The sequence below is a fragment of the Stenotrophomonas sp. STEN020 genome (assembly GCF_056760195.1).
The window spans coordinates 19,406-38,883 of sequence record NZ_JBRREI010000010.1; the positions used below are offsets into that span (position 1 = coordinate 19,406).

The 19,478-nt window shown below is 65.4% G+C and carries 14 protein-coding genes; 9 read left to right on the forward strand and 5 right to left on the reverse strand.

The window, feature by feature from the left end:
- Nucleotides 1-119 precede the first annotated feature (119 nt).
- The 3 genes from recD to recC are packed head-to-tail and all read right to left on the reverse strand — an operon-like array spanning nucleotide 120 to nucleotide 9,069.
- The gene (gene recD, locus ACVOLZ_RS06295; protein ID WP_481515435.1) at nucleotides 120-2,087 is read right to left on the reverse strand and encodes an exodeoxyribonuclease V subunit alpha; all 1,968 of its coding nucleotides are present in this window, start codon (nucleotides 2,085-2,087) and stop codon (nucleotides 120-122) included.
- Complete coding sequence (locus ACVOLZ_RS06300) at nucleotides 2,084-5,710, reverse strand: UvrD-helicase domain-containing protein (protein ID WP_481515436.1); 3,627 nt, start codon at nucleotides 5,708-5,710, stop codon at nucleotides 2,084-2,086. Before ACVOLZ_RS06300 ends, recD begins: the two co-directional genes overlap by 4 nt.
- Nucleotides 5,707-9,069: an exodeoxyribonuclease V subunit gamma gene (gene recC / locus ACVOLZ_RS06305; protein WP_481515437.1), complete on the reverse strand. Its 3,363-nt coding sequence runs from the start codon at nucleotides 9,067-9,069 to the stop codon at nucleotides 5,707-5,709. The genes ACVOLZ_RS06300 and recC overlap by 4 nt, the downstream gene beginning before the upstream one ends.
- A 225-nt stretch (nucleotides 9,070-9,294) precedes the next feature.
- Here recC and ACVOLZ_RS06310 point away from each other — a divergent pair, with 225 nt between their 5' ends.
- The 6 genes from ACVOLZ_RS06310 to ACVOLZ_RS06335 all read left to right on the forward strand — a co-directional run bounded on the left by ACVOLZ_RS06310 (nucleotide 9,295) and on the right by ACVOLZ_RS06335 (nucleotide 13,620).
- Nucleotides 9,295-10,092, forward strand: coding sequence for an ABC transporter ATP-binding protein (locus tag ACVOLZ_RS06310; protein ID WP_481515438.1), 798 nt, complete (start codon nucleotides 9,295-9,297; stop codon nucleotides 10,090-10,092).
- 187 nt (nucleotides 10,093-10,279) lie between these two features.
- A complete protein-coding gene (locus ACVOLZ_RS06315; protein ID WP_057629957.1) occupies nucleotides 10,280-11,029 on the forward strand; it encodes an MlaE family lipid ABC transporter permease subunit in 750 nt (249 codons plus the stop codon).
- Between the two features lie 109 nt (nucleotides 11,030-11,138).
- The gene (mlaD, locus tag ACVOLZ_RS06320) at nucleotides 11,139-11,663 is read left to right on the forward strand and encodes an outer membrane lipid asymmetry maintenance protein MlaD (RefSeq protein ID WP_481515439.1); all 525 of its coding nucleotides are present in this window, start codon (nucleotides 11,139-11,141) and stop codon (nucleotides 11,661-11,663) included.
- Nucleotides 11,660-12,331: an MlaC/ttg2D family ABC transporter substrate-binding protein gene (locus ACVOLZ_RS06325; protein WP_481515440.1), complete on the forward strand. Its 672-nt coding sequence runs from the start codon at nucleotides 11,660-11,662 to the stop codon at nucleotides 12,329-12,331. Before mlaD ends, ACVOLZ_RS06325 begins: the two co-directional genes overlap by 4 nt.
- Complete coding sequence (locus ACVOLZ_RS06330; protein WP_481515441.1) at nucleotides 12,321-12,629, forward strand: STAS domain-containing protein; 309 nt, start codon at nucleotides 12,321-12,323, stop codon at nucleotides 12,627-12,629. The genes ACVOLZ_RS06325 and ACVOLZ_RS06330 overlap by 11 nt, the downstream gene beginning before the upstream one ends.
- 1 nt (nucleotide 12,630) lies before the next feature.
- On the forward strand, nucleotides 12,631-13,620 hold the full coding sequence (locus ACVOLZ_RS06335; protein WP_481515442.1) for an MlaA family lipoprotein: 990 nt from the start codon (nucleotides 12,631-12,633) through the stop codon (nucleotides 13,618-13,620).
- A gap of 172 nt (nucleotides 13,621-13,792) precedes the next feature.
- Here ACVOLZ_RS06335 and ACVOLZ_RS06340 read toward each other — a convergent pair whose 3' ends face one another.
- Together ACVOLZ_RS06340 and ACVOLZ_RS06345 are read right to left on the reverse strand one after the other, a co-directional pair.
- Nucleotides 13,793-14,338 (reverse strand): glutathione peroxidase, encoded by a 546-nt coding sequence (locus tag ACVOLZ_RS06340; protein WP_481515443.1) that lies wholly within the window; start codon nucleotides 14,336-14,338, stop codon nucleotides 13,793-13,795.
- A 318-nt stretch (nucleotides 14,339-14,656) separates the two neighbouring features.
- A complete protein-coding gene (locus tag ACVOLZ_RS06345; protein WP_481515444.1) occupies nucleotides 14,657-16,195 on the reverse strand; it encodes a DNA recombination protein RmuC in 1,539 nt (512 codons plus the stop codon).
- Nucleotides 16,196-16,315: 120 nt separating this feature from the next.
- Between ACVOLZ_RS06345 and ACVOLZ_RS06350 the strand changes: the two genes are divergently transcribed.
- The 3 genes from ACVOLZ_RS06350 (at nucleotide 16,316) to ACVOLZ_RS06360 (ending at nucleotide 19,167) form a co-directional block, all read left to right on the forward strand.
- Nucleotides 16,316-16,864 carry a nucleoside 2-deoxyribosyltransferase domain-containing protein gene (locus ACVOLZ_RS06350; protein WP_481515445.1) on the forward strand — a complete coding sequence of 183 codons (549 nt, stop codon included), beginning with the start codon at nucleotides 16,316-16,318 and terminating at the stop codon, nucleotides 16,862-16,864.
- Nucleotides 16,865-16,882: 18 nt separating this feature from the next.
- Complete coding sequence (leuE, locus tag ACVOLZ_RS06355; RefSeq protein ID WP_481515446.1) at nucleotides 16,883-17,512, forward strand: leucine efflux protein LeuE; 630 nt, start codon at nucleotides 16,883-16,885, stop codon at nucleotides 17,510-17,512.
- A 218-nt stretch (nucleotides 17,513-17,730) separates the two neighbouring features.
- On the forward strand, nucleotides 17,731-19,167 hold the full coding sequence (locus ACVOLZ_RS06360; RefSeq protein WP_481515447.1) for an amino acid permease: 1,437 nt from the start codon (nucleotides 17,731-17,733) through the stop codon (nucleotides 19,165-19,167).
- Nucleotides 19,168-19,478 lie beyond the last annotated feature (311 nt).

Consider the following 19,478-nt stretch of genomic DNA (forward strand, 5'->3'; position numbering starts at 1 on the left):
CCTGCCCTTGGCTGCGCCAAAGGGAGGGGGCAGAGCGCTTGTCTCCCTCCCTTTCGCCAAAGGCGAAGGGGAGGGTTGGGGAGGGGTGCTTCTTGTGCGGACTGGCCGCTCCCCTTTGTCTATGGCAAGGGGGAAGGAGACAGCCGCTGCGCCAGCCCTGACCAGCGGCTGGCGTGGCGGGCCAGGGCGGCTTCGATCACCTCGGCGCTGCCAGCCAGATGCAGCCCGTTACGGGCGCGGGTGATGCCGGTGTAGAGCAGCTCGCGGCTGAGCACGCGGTTGTCGCGGCGTGGCAGCTGCAGCCATACCTGGTCGAACTCCGAGCCTTGCGCCTTGTGCACGGTCATCGCGAATGCGCTTTCGTGTAGCGGCAGCGCCGCCGGATGGAAGGCGCGTGGGTTGGCGGGGTCGTCGCCGGGGAACCAGGCACTGACGCTGCGGCCGTCGCCATCACGCAGGCAGATGCCTACATCGCCGTTGAACAGGCGGTGGCGGTAGCTGTTCTCGCCAATGATCAGCAGGCGACCGTGGAACCAGCCCGGGCCCAACGCGCGGCCGCGGTTGCCGGCCAACAGGTCTTCGATGCGGGCGTTGAGCCCGCGTGCGCCCTGCGGACCTTCGCGTACGGCGGTGAGCAGGCGCATGCGGCCGGCCAGGGCCAGCGCGTCGGCCGGCGTGGCTGCATCGGCCAGTGCCTGCCAGTACTGCTGCAAAGGCTCGCGCCAGGCCTGCAGCGGATCGATATCGCCTTCGTGGAAGTGCACCCCAGTCAGTTGAGCGTCGCGCAGCAGCTGCAATGCCTGCACTGCATCGCCGTCGCGCATGGCACTGGCCAGCGGTGCGAGCTGCAGGGCATCGCTCTGGCGGTAGCCGCGCTGCAACTGCACGCGGGCACCGGCGAAGTCGGCGGGGGTGGTTTCGATCGCATCGACTGGCAATTCGCCCAACAGCGGGCGCAATGCATCGGCATCTGTTGCAGTGGTGCGTTGGCCATCGCCCGCTGCACGCAGGATGGCGCTGAGCACATCGCCCGCTTCCACCGAGGGCAACTGATCGGGATCGCCGAGCAGCACCAGGCGGGTGCCGGGAGCGATGGCTTCGACCAGCTTGGTCATCAGCGGCAGGTCGATCATCGAGGCTTCGTCGACCACGATGACGTCATAAGGCAACGGGTTGTCGGCGTGGTGGCGGAAGCGCGGTGAATCCGGGATCACGCCGAGCAGGCGGTGCAAGGTGGTGCCAGTGGTCGGCAGTTGCTCGCACAGGGCGCTGTCGATGCCTTCCGCCGAGAGCTTCTGCAGGGCGTGGCGCAGGCTTTCGGCCATGCGCTCGGCGGCACGGCCGGTTGGCGCGGCCAGGGCGACGCGCGGTGCTGCTTGGTTTGCGGCCTGCGCCTGTGCGGCCAACAGCACCAGCAGGCGGGTGATGGTGGTGGTCTTGCCGGTGCCCGGGCCGCCGGTGACCAGCAGCAGGTTGTGGCGCAGGGCGGTGGCTGCGGCTCTTGCTTGGTGGTCCAAGAGCTTCCCCTCATCCGCCCTTCGGGCATCCCCGCCTTCGCGGGGACAGGCCCTTTGATCCCCCGCAGGCGGGAGAAGGAAGAGATCCGGCTGCGCTGAGGTCTGTGGTTCTTGCGGCGCTGCCTGCCCAGGAAACAAGCAAGCAAACACCGCTGCCAATCCAGCCACATCACCATCAGCAACCGGCGCCTGCCCGATCCGCTGCAGACCCGCCGCCAAGCGGCGTTCGTACTCACGATAGCGACGCAGATACAGCAGCCCGTTCTCCCACACCAAAGGTGCCTGCTGCGACTCCACGCTGTTATCCACAGCTGTGGATATCCACTTGGACGACGCAAGCTGCGCAATCCATTCCTCGGCAGCCGGCCATTCCACACCGGTATCCACCAATCGCTGCGGCTGGGCCGGATCAAAGCCCGCATGCCCCTGCGATACCGACAGCGACGCCAAGGCAGCAGCAGCCAGCACCGCGTCCGGTGTCTCCGTATCCAGGCGCCGCAGGCTCTGCGCCAAGGCATGGTCCATCGCGCGCAGCGCGCCGATTTTGTTCAAAGCGGCCAGCAGGCTCATGCCTCGCCTCCCAGTCGTGCCAACAAGGCCGCATGGCCGTCGCGGCCACCGGCAAACAATTCGTCCACCGCGTGCACCAGCTCTGGGGCGAAGTTATGCGCGTACAGGCCCGGCGACTGCGCACGCGTTGCATCCAGACCGCGACAGAACAGATAACGGATGCCGCCGAAGTCACGCGCATAGTCGTAGCCGGCACCGATGCGGAAACGCAGCCAGCGGTGCAGGGCCACGGTGTAGATCAGCGCCTGCAGGTCGTATTCGCTATGGCGCATGGCTGCATCCAGCTGCGCCGGGGCGTAGTCCGGCAGGCGGTTGGATTTGTAATCGAGCACATACCAACGCCCGTCGCGGACGTAGGTAAGGTCGATCTTGCCGGTCATCAGCCCTTCCAGCTGGCGGCGCAGGCCAAAGCCGTTACGGCCGCGCACAACCCCGTGTGCATGCAGCACGCGCAGCAGTGCTGGCACCGTGGTCGGCTGCATGGCGAAGTGGAACTCGATTTCGGCGCGGCGCTCGCCGTCACCCAGCGAATGCAGGGCACCGCCTTCGGGCAGGGTGACGGTGAGGGTCTGGCCGATCAGCTCGGTCAGCAAGGCCACGCCATCATCAATCTCTTCGTCGATGTAGCCATCTGCACGCATGGCCTTGGCGATGATCTCGCCCTGCCCTTGCGGTGCCTCTTCGGTGGTTTTCCAATCACGCCAGATGCCGAAATCGACGTTCTCCAGTGCGGCATGCAGCACGTTGCCGAAGCGGCTGCCGGCGAAGCGCGGATCGAATACCTCCGGCTGTGCGGTGGCGGCTTCATTGGCCGGCTCGGCATCCACATCGACCTGCGCCGGTTCGTCGGCAGCACCGCCGCTGTCTTCGGTGGCGGCGGCGGCAGTGTCATGGCCGCCTTCGGCATGGGCGAGCTGGGTGAAGCTGTAGACCCACCAGTCGTGCGGCACGCTGCGGCGTACCTCGCGTACCGGCGGCAAGGCCTGCTCGCGTTCGGGCGGCAGGCGCGTCGGCGCCGGGCCGCTGTCGTCTTTGATCACCTGGATGTCGGCATGCTCGGGCAAGCCCTGCAGCATCGGCCCGAGCCGCGAGGTTGCCAAGCCAGTCAAGGCACCGCCACTTATCCACAAGGCATGCTCGGCGCGGGTCAGACCGACGTACAGCAGGCGCGCGGTTTCGGCCTCCTCATCGGCGTTGACCTGCTGGCCAACGGCCTTCCAATCGGGATCTTCCTTGTCGATCTTCCAATGCAGTACGCGCTGTTCGCCGTCGTGCACGGTGCGATGGTTGCTGCTGTCCGGCGCATTGGTGGCGATGCCGACGAAGGGCAGATAGACCAGCGGATATTCCAGGCCCTTGCTCTTGTGCAGAGTGATGATCTGCACGCGGCGGGCATCGGATTCCAGCCGCAGCAGCTGCGCTTCGTCGCCTTCATCGGCGTGGGCGATCTGTGCCTGCAGCCAATCGAGCAGGCCGTGCAGACCGATGCTGCGGTTGCTGGCTTCCTGCAGGGCTTCGGCCAGCTGCAGGTAGTTGGTGAGGCGGCGCTCACCGTCGATCAGCAGCAACAGACGCTCGGCCTGTTCGGCGCACAGGTCCGACAGCAGGGCCAGCACGCCGCCACGCTGCCAGCGCTCACGCCATTGCAGCAGGCGTTCCTGATGCAAGCGCTGTTGTTCGCCTTCGTGCTCCATCGCAGCGATGGCGGCTGCACTTTCGCCCAGCAGCACGGTGGCAAGCGCGGCGCGCAGGCGGCCTTCGTCCGCCGGTTGCAGCAAGGCCAACAGCAGCAGACGCAATTCATGCGCCTCTGCGCTGGCAAACAAGCTCTGCTTGCCTGCAGCTACCGCCGGAATGCCGAGCGCGGCCAGGGCCTGCTGCACACGGGAAGCTTCTTTATGCGAGCGCACCAGCACGGCGATATCACCCGGCTGCACCGGTTTGCCATCGACCAGCGCGCGGTCTTCGCGGGCGGCACTGAGCACCTTGTGGATATCTGCCACGCAGGCCTCAGTGGCGGCATCGCGCGAGGCATCGGCCTTCAATGGCTTACCGTCAGCGTCGCCTGCAATCAGCTGCAGGGTCAGCGCTGGCGCGGGTTTGCCGTCGAACAGATAGTCGGCATCGCTGCGCTTGCTGCCAGGCAGTACCGGCTCGAACTGGATGCGCTCGTCGAGGAAGGCTTCGGGGCCGGCGTTGTCGTACAAGGCCTGGATCGCGCGCAGCACGCCCGGGCGTGAGCGGAAGTTGCGGTCCAGCGCCGGTGCGGCTTCTGCCAGTGACTTGGCCTGCAGATAGGTATGCACGTCGCCGCCACGGAAGCCGTAGATGGCCTGCTTGGGGTCACCGATCAGGAACAGCGCAGCATCAGCGTCATCAGCTGCGAACACGCGGCGGAAGATGTCCCACTGGCGCGGGTCGGTGTCCTGGAATTCGTCGACCAGGGCGAAGCGGTACTGCGCGCGCAGGCGTTCGGCCAGATGCGCGCCATGCGGGCCGTGCAAGGCATTGGCGACGTTGTCGATCAGGTCATCGTAGGTCTGCTGGCGGCGCAGCTGCTTGAGCTGGGCCAGCCGTTGACGGACTTCGCTGCGCAGCTGGTGCAACAGCACGATCGACTGCTGACGCTGCCATTGCGTTACCTGCGCCAACGCCTGCAGGTAATCGGCGATCAGCGGCTGCAGCGGCGATTGCGGGGTGCTGCCGGCCTTGGCCTTGTTGGTCTTGGCAGTGAGCACGTCCAAGGTCAGCCGCTCCAGACGTTCGTCCAGTTCGGCGGTCGGATCAGGGTGACGGCTCCACTGCAGCAATTGCTGGAACAGCGGCTCGATCCAATCGGGCTTGTAGCTGGCCTTGTTGAGGATGCCGCCTTCCAGCGCGCCACGCAGTTGTTGCAGGTAGGTTTCGCCGTGCGCGGCGATGCCGGCGGCCAGACGCTGCGCTGCGTCGTCGCGGAACGGGCGGGTGTCTTCGATCAGGGTCTGCGGTGGCTGTGGATAAAGCGGCAGCTCGGCCGCCAATGCGGGCAGATCCCGGGCCAGTGCATCCGGACTTTTCCACAGGCCTAGCAGCGCTTCCAGATGCTCGCCCTGCCCTGCATGCAGGCGCCATAGATCCGCCGCCAGTTCGGCATGCAGTTCGCGGGTATTGGCCAACAGCTCGGGCGCGGCGAAGGTGTGGCCGCTCTCCAAGGCGTATTCGCCCAACACGCGGGTACAGAAGCCGTGGATGGTGAAGATCGAGGCCAGATCGGTTTCTTCAGCGGCAATGCGCAGGCGTCGGCCCAGCTGCGCGGCACTCTCGCTGCCCTGCTGCAGATGGCGTTGCAGGATGGCGCGTGTGAGCGTGGTTTCGGGGCTGTCGTTGTCGTCCGGCGTGCTGTCGACCACACGGGCGGCCAGTTCCAGGCGTTCGCGGATGCGCTTGCGCAGTTCCTGGGTTGCGGCGTCGGTGAAGGTGACGGCCAGGATCTGGCCCATGCGCAGGCCCTGCTCCACCACCAGCCGGGTGAACAGCGTGGCCAGGGTGAAGGTCTTGCCGGTGCCGGCGCTGGCCTCGATCAGGCGCAGGCCGTCCAACGGCAGGTGCAGATACGGGTCCTGCTGCAGCGCTTCGGTGCTCATGCGCCGGCTCCGTTCATGGCATCGTTTTCAGCGTCGAAATCGGGCAAAACGCGGCCCTCGCGTAGCGCGGTAAATATCAACAAGGCGTTGTGGATAAATCTGTGAGTAGTGCTTGGCGAAGCGAACGGATCGGTGCCGCGCAAGGCCAATTGCAGGGCTTCACCGTTGCGCTCGCCCCAGCTGTGCTCGCTGCCGAACCAGCGCGCCTGCGCCGCGTTTTCACGCTTGTCATCGTCGGCGTTGTAGATCTCCCAACCGGTGTAGGGAGCGAACAGCAGCGGCGCCTGCATTCCTTCAGAACGTAGACGCAGCAAGGCTTTCAAGGCTTCCTGCGCAGTCTCTGCAGACAGCTCTGGAAGCTGATGCGGGCCATAGTCAGCCTGCCCGTTGTCATGGAACTGCAGCATCGATGACGGCACACCGGCAGCGTTCACCAGCAGCCAATCAAGGCCGCCGCGCAGCACATAGGCAACCCCTGGCGACCCCGCCTGCAGGCGGACCAGGCCCTGTGGATGAATCTGCTCGACACGCCCGTGCAGACGCACGCCATCGAGCTCGACTTCGTAACGTTGCGAGCCCAGCGGCTTGCCGTCGTACCACTGCGAAAACGTTTCCGCACAGGGCCGGATGCGGCTGAGCATGCGTTCGAACTGCTGCCGCCCAAGCGCACCGGAAGGCAACAACGCGCGGGCACGCAGGCGCTGGTACAGGCCTGCTTCGCGGCCTTCCAGCAGGGCGCTGAGTACGTGTTGCTGCAAGGACGAATGCAGACGACCGCCGCTGGGTACCAGCAGCGGCTCGATGTCTTGGCTGTCATCGATTTCACCGGCCAGCCGCAGTCCCAGGCGCTGATTCAGGAACTGCGCGGCCGGATCACTGATGAAACGCCGCAGGGTATCCAGCGACAGGCTGTCGTCGTTGAGCGCGGTGGGCAGCGGTGCGTTCAGCGGGCCATCGAACCATGGCGCCAGCCGTTGCCGGCTGCCGCCGACCGCGCTGGCGGCCGGATGCCATTGGCGCCGGTAACTGAAACGACGCGGCTCACCATCGCCGCCAAATGCCGCCGGGGCGAACGGCTGCAGCGGATGCCGCACCACCAGTTGCTTGCGCGCGGCAGCGTTATCCAAGTGATACGCCGACGCCGCGTTGACCAGTTCGCTGACCAACACCGAGGGCTCGCGCACGCTGCCGTCTCGGGCATCGGCGCCGAGATAGCTCAGGTAGAACACGTCCTGGGCCGAAGCAAACAGCTGCAGGAACAGGAAGCGGTCGTCCTCGCGCAGCGAGCGGTCGCCATAGCGACGGCGCTCAGTGCCCAGCTCGGCGGTAAGCCGGCTCAGGCCAGCTGCCGGGTCGCGGCGCGGGAAATCACCGTCGTTCAAACCAAGCACGCAGATCACCCGGAACGGCAGCAGGCGCATCGGCACCATGCGGCCGAAGCTGATGCCGCCGGTCAGCAGCGGCGCGCGGGTATCGGCCTCGGACAGCACCGAGGCGAAATGTGCACGCACGACTTCGGCCGGTACCGACGCGTCGAAACCGGCGCTGTTGGCTTCTTCGGCGAATTCGTTGACCAGCTTGCGCAGGCGGTCCAGCGCGCGCACAGCGGACGGTTCGGTCGGCGTTTCCGGCAACAGCGCCAGCAACAGGCCGAGCAGGCGCTCGCGCCATTGGTTGGGGCTCAATGCTTCGGCCAGGGTCTTCTGGTGGCGAGCGAGAACACGCAGCAGACGGATCAGCGCATCGAGTGCAGCCAGGCCACCGCCTTCCAGTTCCGGCCACGGCGCGACGCCTGCGATGTCCTCATCACTGCCGCTGGCATGGCCGAGCAGCAGCCGGTCCAACGCGAACTGCCAGGTGTAGGCATCGTCGGCCGGCGCCTGATGCTGCTCGCGATGGCCGGCATCCAGGCCCCAGCGCGCGCCGGCCGCCTGCAGCCAGCCGTGTAGGCGTTCGAACGCAGCCGCGTCCAGACCGGAGGCGGACGCCAGCGGCGCGCTGGACAGCAGGTCGAGGATTTCATTGAGGCCGAAGCGCGACACCGGCAGGCCCAGCAACTGCACGAACACCTCGGCCAGCGGTTCGCCCTGCAACGGACTGGCATCGGCCAGCGCCCATGGAATGTGCGCATCGTTGCCGCCACGGCCGCCGAACACCGATTCCAGGTAGGGCACGTAGGGGTCGATATCCGGCGCCAGCACTGCGATCTCGCGCGGCTGCAGCGGCGGGTCGAAGCGCTGGTCTTCCAGCAGCGCGCGCAGCTGGTCGTGCAGCACCTGCATCTCGCGCAGGCGGGTATGGCAGGCGTGGATCTGGATGCTGGGGTCGTCCACCCGCAGCGTCTCGCGCAACGGCGGCGAAGGCAGCGCGCGGCGGTGGAACAGGTCGGCCTGTAGGCAGTGCAGCAGGCTGTCGCCGAGCCCGCCGTCATCCAGACCGGGAACGGGAATGCTTTCCGGATCGACGTAGGCGGCGATTTCGCCGCTGGGGTGCACCACTTCGTAGTCGCCCAGCACTGCCATGAAGTCACGGCCGGCTTCGCCCCAGGCCTGCAGCAGCGGGTTCTCGCCGGCCTCGGTGCCGAATGGCTCGGCCAGGCCGCTGCGCAGCTTTTCCTTCAGCGTCTGCAGATCGCCCCAATACGAACGCGTTGGCGTCGGCATATAGAAGTGCAGCGTACCGACCCGCGCCTGGGTGGCGATCACCCGCAGCACGTCCGGCGAGACATTGAGCGTGGCAAAGGCGAACAGGCGCTGCGGCAGACCTTGCGGCAGCGGTTGGTGTTCGCCTTCGAAGCGGGCCAGGTAATCGTTGATTCGCCGTGCACGGTAGTTCTGGCCACCAGCGATATGCCGCCACAGGATGGCCTGCGGGTCGTCCGGCTCGGCACCGTCCTCCCAGCGCAGCAGCCAGTCGCGGCGCCAGGCCTGGTACTTCTCGAACACCCCGCCCAGCTCGGCCGCCAACGCCCACGGGCGCAACGGATCGTCACGATCAAGGTAGGCACGCAGTCCGGCCATCGCAGGTTTCTGCATCAAGCTGCTGTCGGTCAACGCCCCATACAAACGCCAGTGCAACCCGGTCGCACCGAGGTCATCACGCTCGCCCGGCACATTGGCCTTCAGTGCCTTGGCAACGAATTCGCCCGGCGTCAGGAATTCCAGATTGGCTGAGACGCCGTATTCGGCGGCCAGGGTCGACTGCAGCCAGCGGCGCATCGCCACCTGCGGGATCAGGACGATATCGGCAGCCAGCAAGGGCTGGCCGGGTGCCGGCTCACGCAGCGCGTGAGCCAACAGCTGGGCAAGCACATCCAGTGCATTGGAATGGTACAGGCGGAAATCGGGGGCATTGCTCATCACGCCATCTTGCCGCAGCAGCATCGCAGGGGGCGAGACATGAATGCATTGCGCACAATCCTGACCGACTGACTCTCCCATCCCCTGCACACTGTGTTGCTGACAAGGCCCCAAGCTGTGCATGGCGCTGGGTGCTGACAATGAGACAATACTGCACGGTCCAGTACGCTTATGTTCAGGCGCTGCTGGCAATCCTAGAACGTTGGTTTTCCGTTAAAGGCCGTCATGCCCTCAGCCCGGACTCCCTTGGTGCAGTTGTCCAACGTGCGAATCGATCGCGGCGGACGCACCATCCTGCGCGACGTTTCGCTGCAGGTACCGCGTGGCAGCATCACCGCGGTGCTCGGCCCTTCGGGCAGTGGCAAGTCAACGATGTTGGCGGCGCTGACCGGTGAGTTGCGGCCGGTGTCCGGCAACGTGCAGTTGTTTGGTCGGGATATCCCGCACGGAAACCGTGATCTGCTGGAGATGCGCAAGAACGTCGGCGTGCTGTTGCAGGGCAACGGTCTGCTGACCGACCTGAGCGTGGCCGACAACGTGGCGCTGCCATTGCGTGCGCATACCAAACTGCCGGAGCCGGTGCTGCAGCGTCTGGTGCAGATGAAGCTGCATGCGGTTGGCCTGCTGGCCGCTGCCGATGCCTGGCCGCGCGAGTTGTCCGGCGGCATGGCGCGGCGCGTTGCCTTGGCGCGTGCGCTGGCCTTGGACCCGCCGTTGATGATCTACGACGAGCCGCTGACCGGGCTGGACCCGATCGCCTCGGGCGTGATCATGAGCCTGATCCAGCGTTTGAACGACAGCCTGGGCCTGACCAGCATCATCGTCAGCCATCATGTGCATGAAACCCTGCCGATCAGTGATCAGGCGGTCGTGATCGCCAATGGCGGCATCGTGTTTTCCGGCACGCCGGACGAACTACAGGCCAGTACCGATCCGCTGGTGCGGCAGTTCCTGCACGGCGAACCGGACGGCCCGATTCCGTTCGATGCGCCGATACGTAATTACGGGCTGGAGAACGCGTGATGCTGAAGATGCACGCGAAGTCCGCTTTTGGCCCCCTCTCCCGCACAGCGGGAGAGGGCTGGGGTGAGGGCGCTTTTAAAGCACTTGGAGCAAAAGCTACCCTCATCCGCCCTTCGGGCACCTTCTCCCGCTTGCGGGAGAAGGGAGAACAGCCCTGCAGCCGTCGCGCTCTGGGAGCCGTTTCCTGATGCCCTTCACCTCCTCCATCCGCTCATTGGGCCGTGCCGGGCTGTTCTCGCTGACCGTGCTGCGCGGCTCACTGCCGACGCGTGATTTCCTGGCCGAGCTGACCCGCGAGATCTACAAGATCGGCGCGCGTTCGCTGCCGATCATCGCCGTCGGCGGTGCCTTCGTCGGGCTGGTACTGACCCTGCAGGGCTACCGCACGCTGACCACCTTTGGCGCCTCCGATGCGCTGTCCACCTTGCTTGGCCTGTCGCTGTACCGCGAGCTGGCACCGGTGCTGACCGCGCTGCTGTTCATCGGCCGCGCCGGCAGCTCGATCGCCGCCGAACTCGGCCTGATGCGCGCCACCGACCAGATCAAGGCGCTGGAGCTGATGGCCATCGACCCGATCGCCAAGGCGGTCGCGCCGCGTTTCTGGGCGGCAGTGCTGACCGTGCCGCTGCTGACCGGCATCTTCTGCTCGCTGGCCATCGCCGGTGGTTATTTCGAAGCGGTGCACATCCTGGGCCAGGACAACGGAACGTTCTGGTCGGGGCTGCGCGGCAGTGTCGATTTCTGGGACGACTTTGCCGTGGCCCTGCTCAAGTCAGCGATTTTTGGCGGTACCGCAGCGCTGGTCGCGGCCTATGTCGGCTTCCACGCCGAGCCGACCATTGAAGGCACCTCGGTGGCCACCACCCGTGCGGTGGTGAACGCCTCGTTGCTGGTGCTGATGTTCAACTTCGTGCTGTCGGCGCTGCTGTTCCAATGATGCGAGTCCCTCGCAGAAGTCCGCACATCCGTGTGCGGGGATCAAACAAACAACCGAACAACCCGCTTCGCTCTGCGAAGCACCAGATGGATCAGGAGTGAGACACAACATGGCCATCCGTGGACCCAGACTCGAATTTTCCGTCGGCGCCTTCCTGCTGCTGGCCCTGGCCTCGCTGCTGGTGCTGGCCGTCGCCTCCACCAACCAGCGCTTCGGCACCGGCGGTGGCGGCTATGAACTGAAGGCCCGTTTCAGCCAGATCGGGCAGCTGCGCAAGCAGGCGCCAGTGAAGGTTGGCGGTGTGACGATCGGCCAAGTAGCTGACATTCAGCTGGACCCGATTAAATACGATTCCATCGTGACCTTGTCGCTGGACAGCAAGTTCAAGGACCTGCCCGCCGACACCTCGGCCGGCATCTTCACCAGCGGTCTGTTGGGCGAAAGCTATATCGGCCTGCAGCCCGGTGGCGACCCGGACGTATTGAAGTCCGGCGATGAAATCGTCTTCACCCAGCCGGCGGTAGACCTGCTGCAGCTGGTTGGCAAATACATGTTCAGCGGCGGCGGCAATACCGGCGCGGCTGCAAATGAAACCCCCGGCGCAGACGCGCCCGCTACGGAACCGCAACCATGAACGTGAAACTGCTTACCGTCGTGCTCGCCTCAGTCCTGCTGGCCGCCGCACCGTCGGTCACGCTGGCACAGACGCGCCCGGCCGCAACCGCCGCGCAGCCCTCGGCCGCCGCCCGCACCGTGCTGGACTCCAGCACCCGCATCATCAATGCCCTGCAGACCCGCCGCGCGGAGTTCCGCGCCAACCCGGCAACCCTGCGCAGCTATATCGATGGCGAGCTGAGCCGCGCCTTCGACCGCGACTACGCCGCCCGCCTGGTGCTGGGCGTGCACGGCCGCGGTGCCGCCGATGCCGACGTCAAGCTGTTCGCCGATGCCATGGCCGACAACCTGATGTCGCGCTACGGCTCGGCCCTGCTCGATATCCAGGGCAAGCCCAGCTTCCGGTACAAGAGCGAGCAGCCGCTGCCGGGCAACCGCGGCGTCAAGGTCTCCACCGAGCTGGTCCGCGCCGGCAGCGAGCCGACCCCGGTCGAATACCTGATGCGCAATGTGGATGGGCAGTGGAAGATCTTCGACGTGATGATCGAAGGTATCTCCTACGTGCAGACCTTCAAGAACCAGTTCGACGCCCCGCTGCGGCAGAAGTCGATCAAGCAGGTCGCCACCGAGCTGCGCAGCGGCAGCATGCAGGCCAATGCGGGTCCGGCCGCTCCCCGTGGCAAGTAACGCCACCTTCCGCACCGAGGGCGACACCCTGCTGCTGGCAGGCGTGATCAACCGCGAGGCGGTGGTTGCACTGTGGCCGCAGCTGACGCGGGCGCTTGCGCCTGTACGTCAGCTCGACCTGGGCGCGGTTGATGGCATCGACAGCGCCGGCCTGGCGTTGCTGGGTGAACTGACCGCACGTCTACGGGCACACGGTGGCGGCAACGTCTGCGGCAGCCCGGCTGGTCTGGACGAACTGTGTGCAGCCTATCGGCTGTCAGCGTCCCTCGATTTCAATACCTCATCAGCAGGAAGCTGACATGAAACTTTTCCGCACCCTCTTCCTCCTGCTAAGCGTGGCGATGCTTGCGGCCTGTGCCGGCAAGCCAGCGCGCGATGCGCTGCCTGCGTCCACCGTGGTTGCACCGCAGGCCGCTGAACAAGCCGTCGTCACTGCCACTGCTGTACCGGTGCAGGACACTGCAAGCACGGCTTCCGCCGACAGCGCGCAGAACACCGCAGCAGCCAGCGATGGCACGGCCCCGACTGGTGCCGAAGACGACTTCGCTGCGCTGTATGGCGGCCCGGCGCCGAGCGCTGAAGGCGAAGCGGGTGGAGCTGCTGCCAGCGTGACCTACGACCCGTGGGAGAAGTACAACCGCGGCGTGCACAGCTTCAACAATGCGGTGGACCGCGCCGTCGCACGTCCGTTGGCCACGGCCTACGTCAATGTGGTGCCGCAGTTCGCACGTACCGGCGTCAGCAACTTCTTCAGCAACCTGCGTTCACCGCTGACCGTGGTCAACCAGCTGCTGCAAGGTCATGCCGACGATGCATGGGACACGCTGGGCCGGTTCCTGATGAACTCCACCTTCGGCATCGGTGGTCTGTTCGATCCGGCCAGCAAGGCGATGGTGCCCAAGCGCAGCGAAGACTTCGGTCAGACCCTGGGTGCGTGGGGCTGGCGTCGTTCGCGTTACGTGGAGCTGCCGTTCTTCGGCCCGCGTACCGTGCGTGATGTGTTCGGCCTGGCCGGTGATATTCCGCTGTCGCCGATGCGGCAGATCGAGATGGACAAGGTCCGCATCGGTCTGCAGGGTCTGCAACTGGTGGATATGCGTGCACAGCTGATGGCGGTGGATTCGCTGCGTGACACCGCGGTGGACGAATACGCATTGACCCGCGATGCCTGGCTGCAGCGCCGCAATTACCAGATCGAGAAAGATCTGCGCCGCGACCGCAAGCACGACGATGACGACCAGATGACGATCCCGGTCGACGCAATGCCGATGCCGAACTGGGGCGACTGATTCTGGTCGCCGCTGGATGAAGAAGCCCGGGGAAACCCGGGCTTTTTGCTTTCTGCTTTTTTGTAGGAGCGGCGTCAGCCGCGAAGCTCGTAGATCAGCAGATCGCAGCTTGATCCGGCCCGTCGGCAATGTCTGCTTCGCGGCTTACGCCGCTCCTACAAGAGCCTGGGCCTTACGCAGCCAACGCTGCGTCGATGGCCTTGCGCAGACCTTCGTCATCGGCGCTGGTGTCCGGGGCGAAGCGGGCTACAACGCTGCCGTCCTTGCCGATCAGGAACTTCTCGAAATTCCACAGCACGGCCGGGGCCGGGTTGGCCTCGATGCCGAAACCGACCAGCTTTTCGCGCATCGGGCCTTCGCCGATGGCGTCCGGCTGGGCAGCGGTCAGCTGCTGGTACAGCGGATGGATGTCGGCGCCGGCGACGCTGATCTTGGAGAACATCGGGAAGCTGATGTCATAAGTGAGCGCGCAGAACTGCTTGATCTCGTCTTCGCTACCCGGCTCCTGGCCGTTGAAGTTGTTGGCCGGGAAACCCAGCACTTCCAGGCCTGCGTCCTTCTTTTCGCGGTACAGCTTTTCCAGGCCTTCGTACTGCGGGGTGAGGCCGCACTTGGAGGCGGTGTTGACCACCAGCAGCACCTTGCCGCGGTAGTCGGCCAGCGAAGCGGCGGCGCCATCGATGGTGTTCAGCGCGATGTCGTACACGGAAGCGGTCATGCGGTTTCCTGCTGTGGGGTTGGGAGAACGCAAGCATAAACGGCGCAGGTGGCGCTGGCACGACCGCAGTGCTGCAACACTGTAGTGCCGAGCCATGCTCGGCTGGCTGGGTATTGGTAGTGCCGAGCCATGCTCGGCTGTGGCGTTACCGGTAGGGCCTCTGCCGAGCATGGCTCGGCACTACAGCTTCAGCCCCTCTCCCGTGTGCGGGAGAGGGGTTGGGGTGAGGGCAGCTTTGCTGGGAAGGCTTCTGCCGAGCGTGGCTCGGCACTACGGTTGGGGATTGCTTGGAAAGCCTCTGCCGAGCATGGCTCGGCACTACGCTGTCGGGCTTTCGTCTTCTGCTTCGTCGGCGTCATCGTCTGTGCCCAGCATTGCCTGCGAGGCGTCGCTGGACAGCGATTCCACGCCACGCAGCTTGCGCTCGATGGTGCGGGTCTTGCGGCTGGCGTCGCCCAGGCTCTTGCCGACGGTGTTGATCTGCTTCTCGGCCTTTTCGAGGATGCCGGCGAACTTGCCGAACTCGCTCTTGACCGCGCCCAGCAGGCTCCACACTTCCGACGAGCGCTGTTCGATGGCCAGGGTACGGAAGCCCATCTGCAAGCTGTTGAGCAGGGCAGTAACCGTGGTCGGGCCAGCAATCACCACCCTGTGCTCGCGCTGCAAGGCGTCCACCAAACCGGCTCGACGGATCACTTCGGCATACAGGCCTTCGGTCGGCAGGAACATCACCGCGAAGTCGGTGCTATGCGGCGGCACGATGTACTTCTCGCTGATCGATTTGGCCTGGATGCGGATCGCGCGCTCCAGTTGGTTGCCACTGTTGCGCACCGCCTCCGCATCGCCGGCTTCCTGTGCATCGAGCAGGCGTTCGTAATCTTCGCGCGGGAACTTGGAATCAATCGGCAGCCAAACCGGCGTATCAGCATCACCACGGCCGGGCAGGCGCACGGCGAAGTCGACCATCTCGCCGCTGTCGGCACGCAGCTTGACGCCACGCGAGTACTGCTCGGCAGTCAGGGTCTGCTCGAGGATGTTGTCCAGCTGCACTTCACCCCAGCCGCCGCGGTTCTTGACGTTGCTCAGCACCCGCTTGAGGTCGCCAACGCCGGTCGCCAGCTGCTGCATTTCGCCCAGCCCGCGCTGTACCTGCTCCAGCCGCTCGGAAACCAGCTTGAACGAGGAATCCAGGCGCGTATTGAGCGTGCTCTGCAGTTTCTCGTCGACGGTCTGGCGCATCAGCTCGAGCTTGGCGGCGTTGTCGCCCTGCAGGTCCTTCAGCCGCGCTTCCAGGGTCTGGCGCATCTCGGTGATGCGCTGCTCGTTGCGCTGGGTCAGCTCGCCCAGCTTCTGGTTGAGGGTTTCGCCGAAGCGCAGCTGTACCTGCGCGCCTTCCTCGCGGCCCTTGCGGGTTTCCTCGACCAGGCTCTGCTGCAAGCCGGCCAGCTGGCGGGCGAAGGCTTCCATGCGCGCTTCCTGCTGCTGGCCGAACACGTCGAGCTGGCCGCGCACGTCCTGCAGCCGCGTACCCAGCAATTGCGCCAGCAGCTGCTGCGCATTGGCGGTTTCCTCGCGGCCTTTGCGGGCGTCGTCATTGAGACTGTCACGCAGCAGGTCCAGGCGCTGGTCGGTGCGTGTGGACAAGTCGGTGAGGTTGCGACCGAAGCCATCGATGCGGATGTCCTGCTGCCGCGCCATGGTTTCCAGCTGCTCGCGCAGTTCGCCACGGCCACTGCGTTGTTCTTCGCGCAAGGTGTTCTCCAGCGCAGAGTTGTCATTACGGCGTAGCAACAGCAGCAGCTGCAGCACGAGGACGGCGACCAGCAGGCCGCCAAGGATCAGGGTTTCAGTTTGCATGGGGAGAAGTGTAGCCCTGCCCGTCTCAGAAGCTGATCCTGCAACCAGCCGACCACTGGCGAAAACTGCCATCGGCGCCTATCTGCGATCATAAGCACCCCCACCCGCCGTATCCCCGCCATGAAGCCGCTGTCGCTGCTGCTGTTATCGAGTCTGTTGTGCCTGTTGCCGATGGCAGCCCTGGCCAGTGACTCGCAGACCATCACCTCGCCCAACGCCTTGCCCGTCAACGACGCGCGGCCCAAGGTGTTCCTGGCTGGCAGCATCGAGATGGGCAAGGCCGGTGATTGGCAGCAGCAGGTGCAGGCGGCGTTAGCCGACCAGGGCGTGCTGATGCTCAATCCACGCCGCGCCGACTGGAACCCGGCCTGGCGTGCCGAGGCCGACGAGCCCGAGTTCCGCCGTCAGGTGGAATGGGAACTGGCTGCGCTGGAGCAGGCCGACATCGTGCTGATGTATTTCGCGCCGGGCACGCAGAGCCCGATCACCCTGCTCGAGTTCGGTCTGTATGCGCACTCAGGCAAGCTGCTGGTGGCGGCACCAGCGGGTTATTGGCGCAAGGGCAACCTGGATATCACCGGTGACCGCTACGGCGTGCCGCGCTTTGATGACCTACCAGCGTTGATCGACGCGGTGAAACAACGCATCGCCGACCAGCGCGCGCGCTGAGCCCACCGGAGAATCAACATGCCGTGGATGGGTATCAACGATCTGGGCACCTTCGTGGTGGCCGTGATCCTGTTCCTGATGTTGCCGGGACCGGGCACCTTCACCCTGCTCACCGCCACCGCGCGCGGTGGCGTGCGTGCCGGCTACGCCACCTTGGCCGGCTTGATGCTGGGCGACCAGATCCTGATCGCGATTGCCGCCACCGGCGTAGCCGCGCTGCTGCAGGCGCATCCTGTGTTGTTTGCCGCGCTGCGCTATGTGGGTGCGGCCTATCTGATCTGGGTCGGCATCAACCTGCTGCGTGAACCGGCAGCTGCGGTCGCTGGCGACAGTGCGCCGGTACAACACGGGCGGCGCTGGTTCCGCCAGGCCTTGCTGGTCGGTGTGCTCAATCCGAAGGCGATCCTGTTCTACATGGCCTTCTTCCCGCTGTTCATCGACCCGGTCCGCCAGCGCGGTGCGCTGACCCTGGCGACGATGGCGGTGCTGATCGCCATCCTCAGCATCGGCTGGTGCTCGGTGCTGATCTTCGGCGGCCAGTTCATCGCCCGCCGCCTGGCCGGCTATCCACGCGTCGGCGTATGGCTGCGCCGCGGGGTTGGCGTCTGCCTGGTGGTGTTCGGGCTGCGGCTTGGCATTGCCGAGTGATGCTGCTGCAAAGCCGGCACTGTTCAGCTGCCACAGCAGCGTAAGCTCGGTTACCGGGGCCGCGGCCTGGCCAGCGCCCGTGGTTTTATGCCGAATTCGGCACGTTGACATCCATTCGCGGTAAAAGCGCGCCAAATTGCGGGTTTTTCTAGCTTTGCTGCACTGCGTTACGCCAAACTCGGCCGCTTCCCCGAACCACCACGAACCGTGAGGTCCGCATGCAATCCTGGCTCCGGCGCAAGCCCATCGACCAACTCACCGAGCACGAAGAAGGCCGTCGGCTTATTCCAACGCTGAGCTGGCCCCATCTGGTCGCACTTGGCATCGGCGCCATCGTCGGCACCGGCATCTACACGCTGATCGGCGTGGGTGCGGACAAGGCCGGCCCTGCGGTGCTGCTGTCCTTCATCATCGCCGGCACCATCTGCGCCTGTGCGGCGCTGGCCTATGCCGAGCTGTCGACGATGATGCCGGCTGCCGGCAGCGCCTATACCTACAGCTACAGCGCGCTGGGCGAGACCATCGCCTGGGTGGTGGGCTGGAGTTTGATTCTTGAGTACTCGCTGGTGGTCAGCACGGTGGCGGTCGGCTGGTCCGGCTACTTCGTCGGCTTCCTCGAGTGGCTGCACACCTCGTTCGGCTGGAACGTGGCCTTGCCGCAAGCCTTGGCCGCTGGCCCGCACGTGGAAGGCGGCTTCCTCAACGTGCCGGCCATCGTCATCACCTTCCTGGTTGCCGGCATGTTGATGGTCGGTACCAAGGAGAGCGCCACCCTCAACGCGGTGCTGGTGGTGTTCAAGCTGATCGCGCTGGCGGTGTTCGTGGCGGTTGCGCTGCCGGCCTTCGACAGTGCCAACCTGCAGCCGTTCATGCCCTATGGCTTCCCCAAGTCGCTGGGTCCGGATGGTGTGGAACGCGGGGTGATGGCAGCGGCAGCGATCATCTTCTTCGCCTTCTACGGCTTCGATGCGATCTCCACCGCCGCCGAAGAAACCAAGAACCCCAAGCGCGACCTGTCGATCGGCATCATCGGTTCGATGGTTGGCTGCACCATCATCTACCTGCTGGTCGCCTTGGCTGCGGTCGGTGCGATGAGCTACACGGTGTTCGGCAAGAGCGCCGAGCCGCTGGCGCTGATCATGCGCGAACTCGGTCACGGCACCGCTGCGTTGGTGATCGGCATCGTCGCCATCATTGCGCTGCCGACCGTGTTGCTGGCGTTCTTCTACGGCCAGAGCCGCATCTTCTTCGTGATGTCGCGTGACGGCTTGCTGCCGCGCAGCCTGTCCAAGGTCAACCAGCGCACCGGTACGCCGGTAACCATCACCCTGTTCACTGCGGTGCTGGTGGCTGCACTGGCCGGTGTGGCACGCTTGGATGAAATCGCCGCGCTGGCCAATGCCGGCACGCTGGCGGCATTCACCGCGGTAGGCCTGTGTCTGCTGGTACTGCGCAAGCGCGAGCCGAACCGTCCGCGTACCTTCCGCACGCCGCTGGCGTGGGTGGTGGGGCCGCTGGCAATCGCTGGCTGCATCTACCTGTTCATCAGCCTGCCGATGCGCACCCAGCTGTGGTTCCTGGCGTGGAACGTGTTCGGCCTGCTGGTCTATGCCCTGTACAGCCGCCGCAATGCGGTGCTGGGGCGTAGCAAGTAATCCACAGCTTGTTGTGGATAAAGCGAAAAGCGGGCTTCGGCCCGTTTTTTGTTTTTTGGGGTTTGGGTTCTGCTTGAAGAGCACCCCTCCCCAACCCTCCCCTTGCCTGCGGCAAAGGGAGGGAGAAGCTCTGCCCCTTCCCTTGCGCGTAGCGCAGGGGAGGGTTGGGGAGGGGTGCCTTTGCCTTAAAGCTCGAAAGCCCTAAAGCTCAACGCCACCTGTGGACAACCCACTTATCCCCAGTAACTTGTGGATAAAAACAAAGCGGGCCTGGGCCCGCTTCGTCATTCCACACATCCAACAGCGCGCGA

What these genes read in the sequence shown, in the direction of transcription:
- recD (WP_481515435.1), bottom strand. Translation starts at nt 2,087, where the DNA reads ATGAGCCTGCTGGCCGCTTTGAACAAAATCGGCGCGCTGCGCGCGATG.
- ACVOLZ_RS06300 (WP_481515436.1), bottom strand. Translation starts at nt 5,710, where the DNA reads ATGAGCACCGAAGCGCTGCAGCAGGACCCGTATCTGCACCTGCCGTTG.
- recC (WP_481515437.1), bottom strand. Translation starts at nt 9,069, where the DNA reads ATGAGCAATGCCCCCGATTTCCGCCTGTACCATTCCAATGCACTGGAT.
- ACVOLZ_RS06310 (WP_481515438.1), top strand. Translation starts at nt 9,295, where the DNA reads ATGCCCTCAGCCCGGACTCCCTTGGTGCAGTTGTCCAACGTGCGAATC.
- ACVOLZ_RS06315 (WP_057629957.1), top strand. Translation starts at nt 10,280, where the DNA reads ATGCCCTTCACCTCCTCCATCCGCTCATTGGGCCGTGCCGGGCTGTTC.
- mlaD (WP_481515439.1), top strand. Translation starts at nt 11,139, where the DNA reads ATGGCCATCCGTGGACCCAGACTCGAATTTTCCGTCGGCGCCTTCCTG.
- ACVOLZ_RS06325 (WP_481515440.1), top strand. Translation starts at nt 11,660, where the DNA reads ATGAACGTGAAACTGCTTACCGTCGTGCTCGCCTCAGTCCTGCTGGCC.
- ACVOLZ_RS06335 (WP_481515442.1), top strand. Translation starts at nt 12,631, where the DNA reads ATGAAACTTTTCCGCACCCTCTTCCTCCTGCTAAGCGTGGCGATGCTT.
- ACVOLZ_RS06340 (WP_481515443.1), bottom strand. Translation starts at nt 14,338, where the DNA reads ATGACCGCTTCCGTGTACGACATCGCGCTGAACACCATCGATGGCGCC.
- ACVOLZ_RS06345 (WP_481515444.1), bottom strand. Translation starts at nt 16,195, where the DNA reads ATGCAAACTGAAACCCTGATCCTTGGCGGCCTGCTGGTCGCCGTCCTC.
- ACVOLZ_RS06350 (WP_481515445.1), top strand. Translation starts at nt 16,316, where the DNA reads ATGAAGCCGCTGTCGCTGCTGCTGTTATCGAGTCTGTTGTGCCTGTTG.
- leuE (WP_481515446.1), top strand. Translation starts at nt 16,883, where the DNA reads ATGCCGTGGATGGGTATCAACGATCTGGGCACCTTCGTGGTGGCCGTG.
- ACVOLZ_RS06360 (WP_481515447.1), top strand. Translation starts at nt 17,731, where the DNA reads ATGCAATCCTGGCTCCGGCGCAAGCCCATCGACCAACTCACCGAGCAC.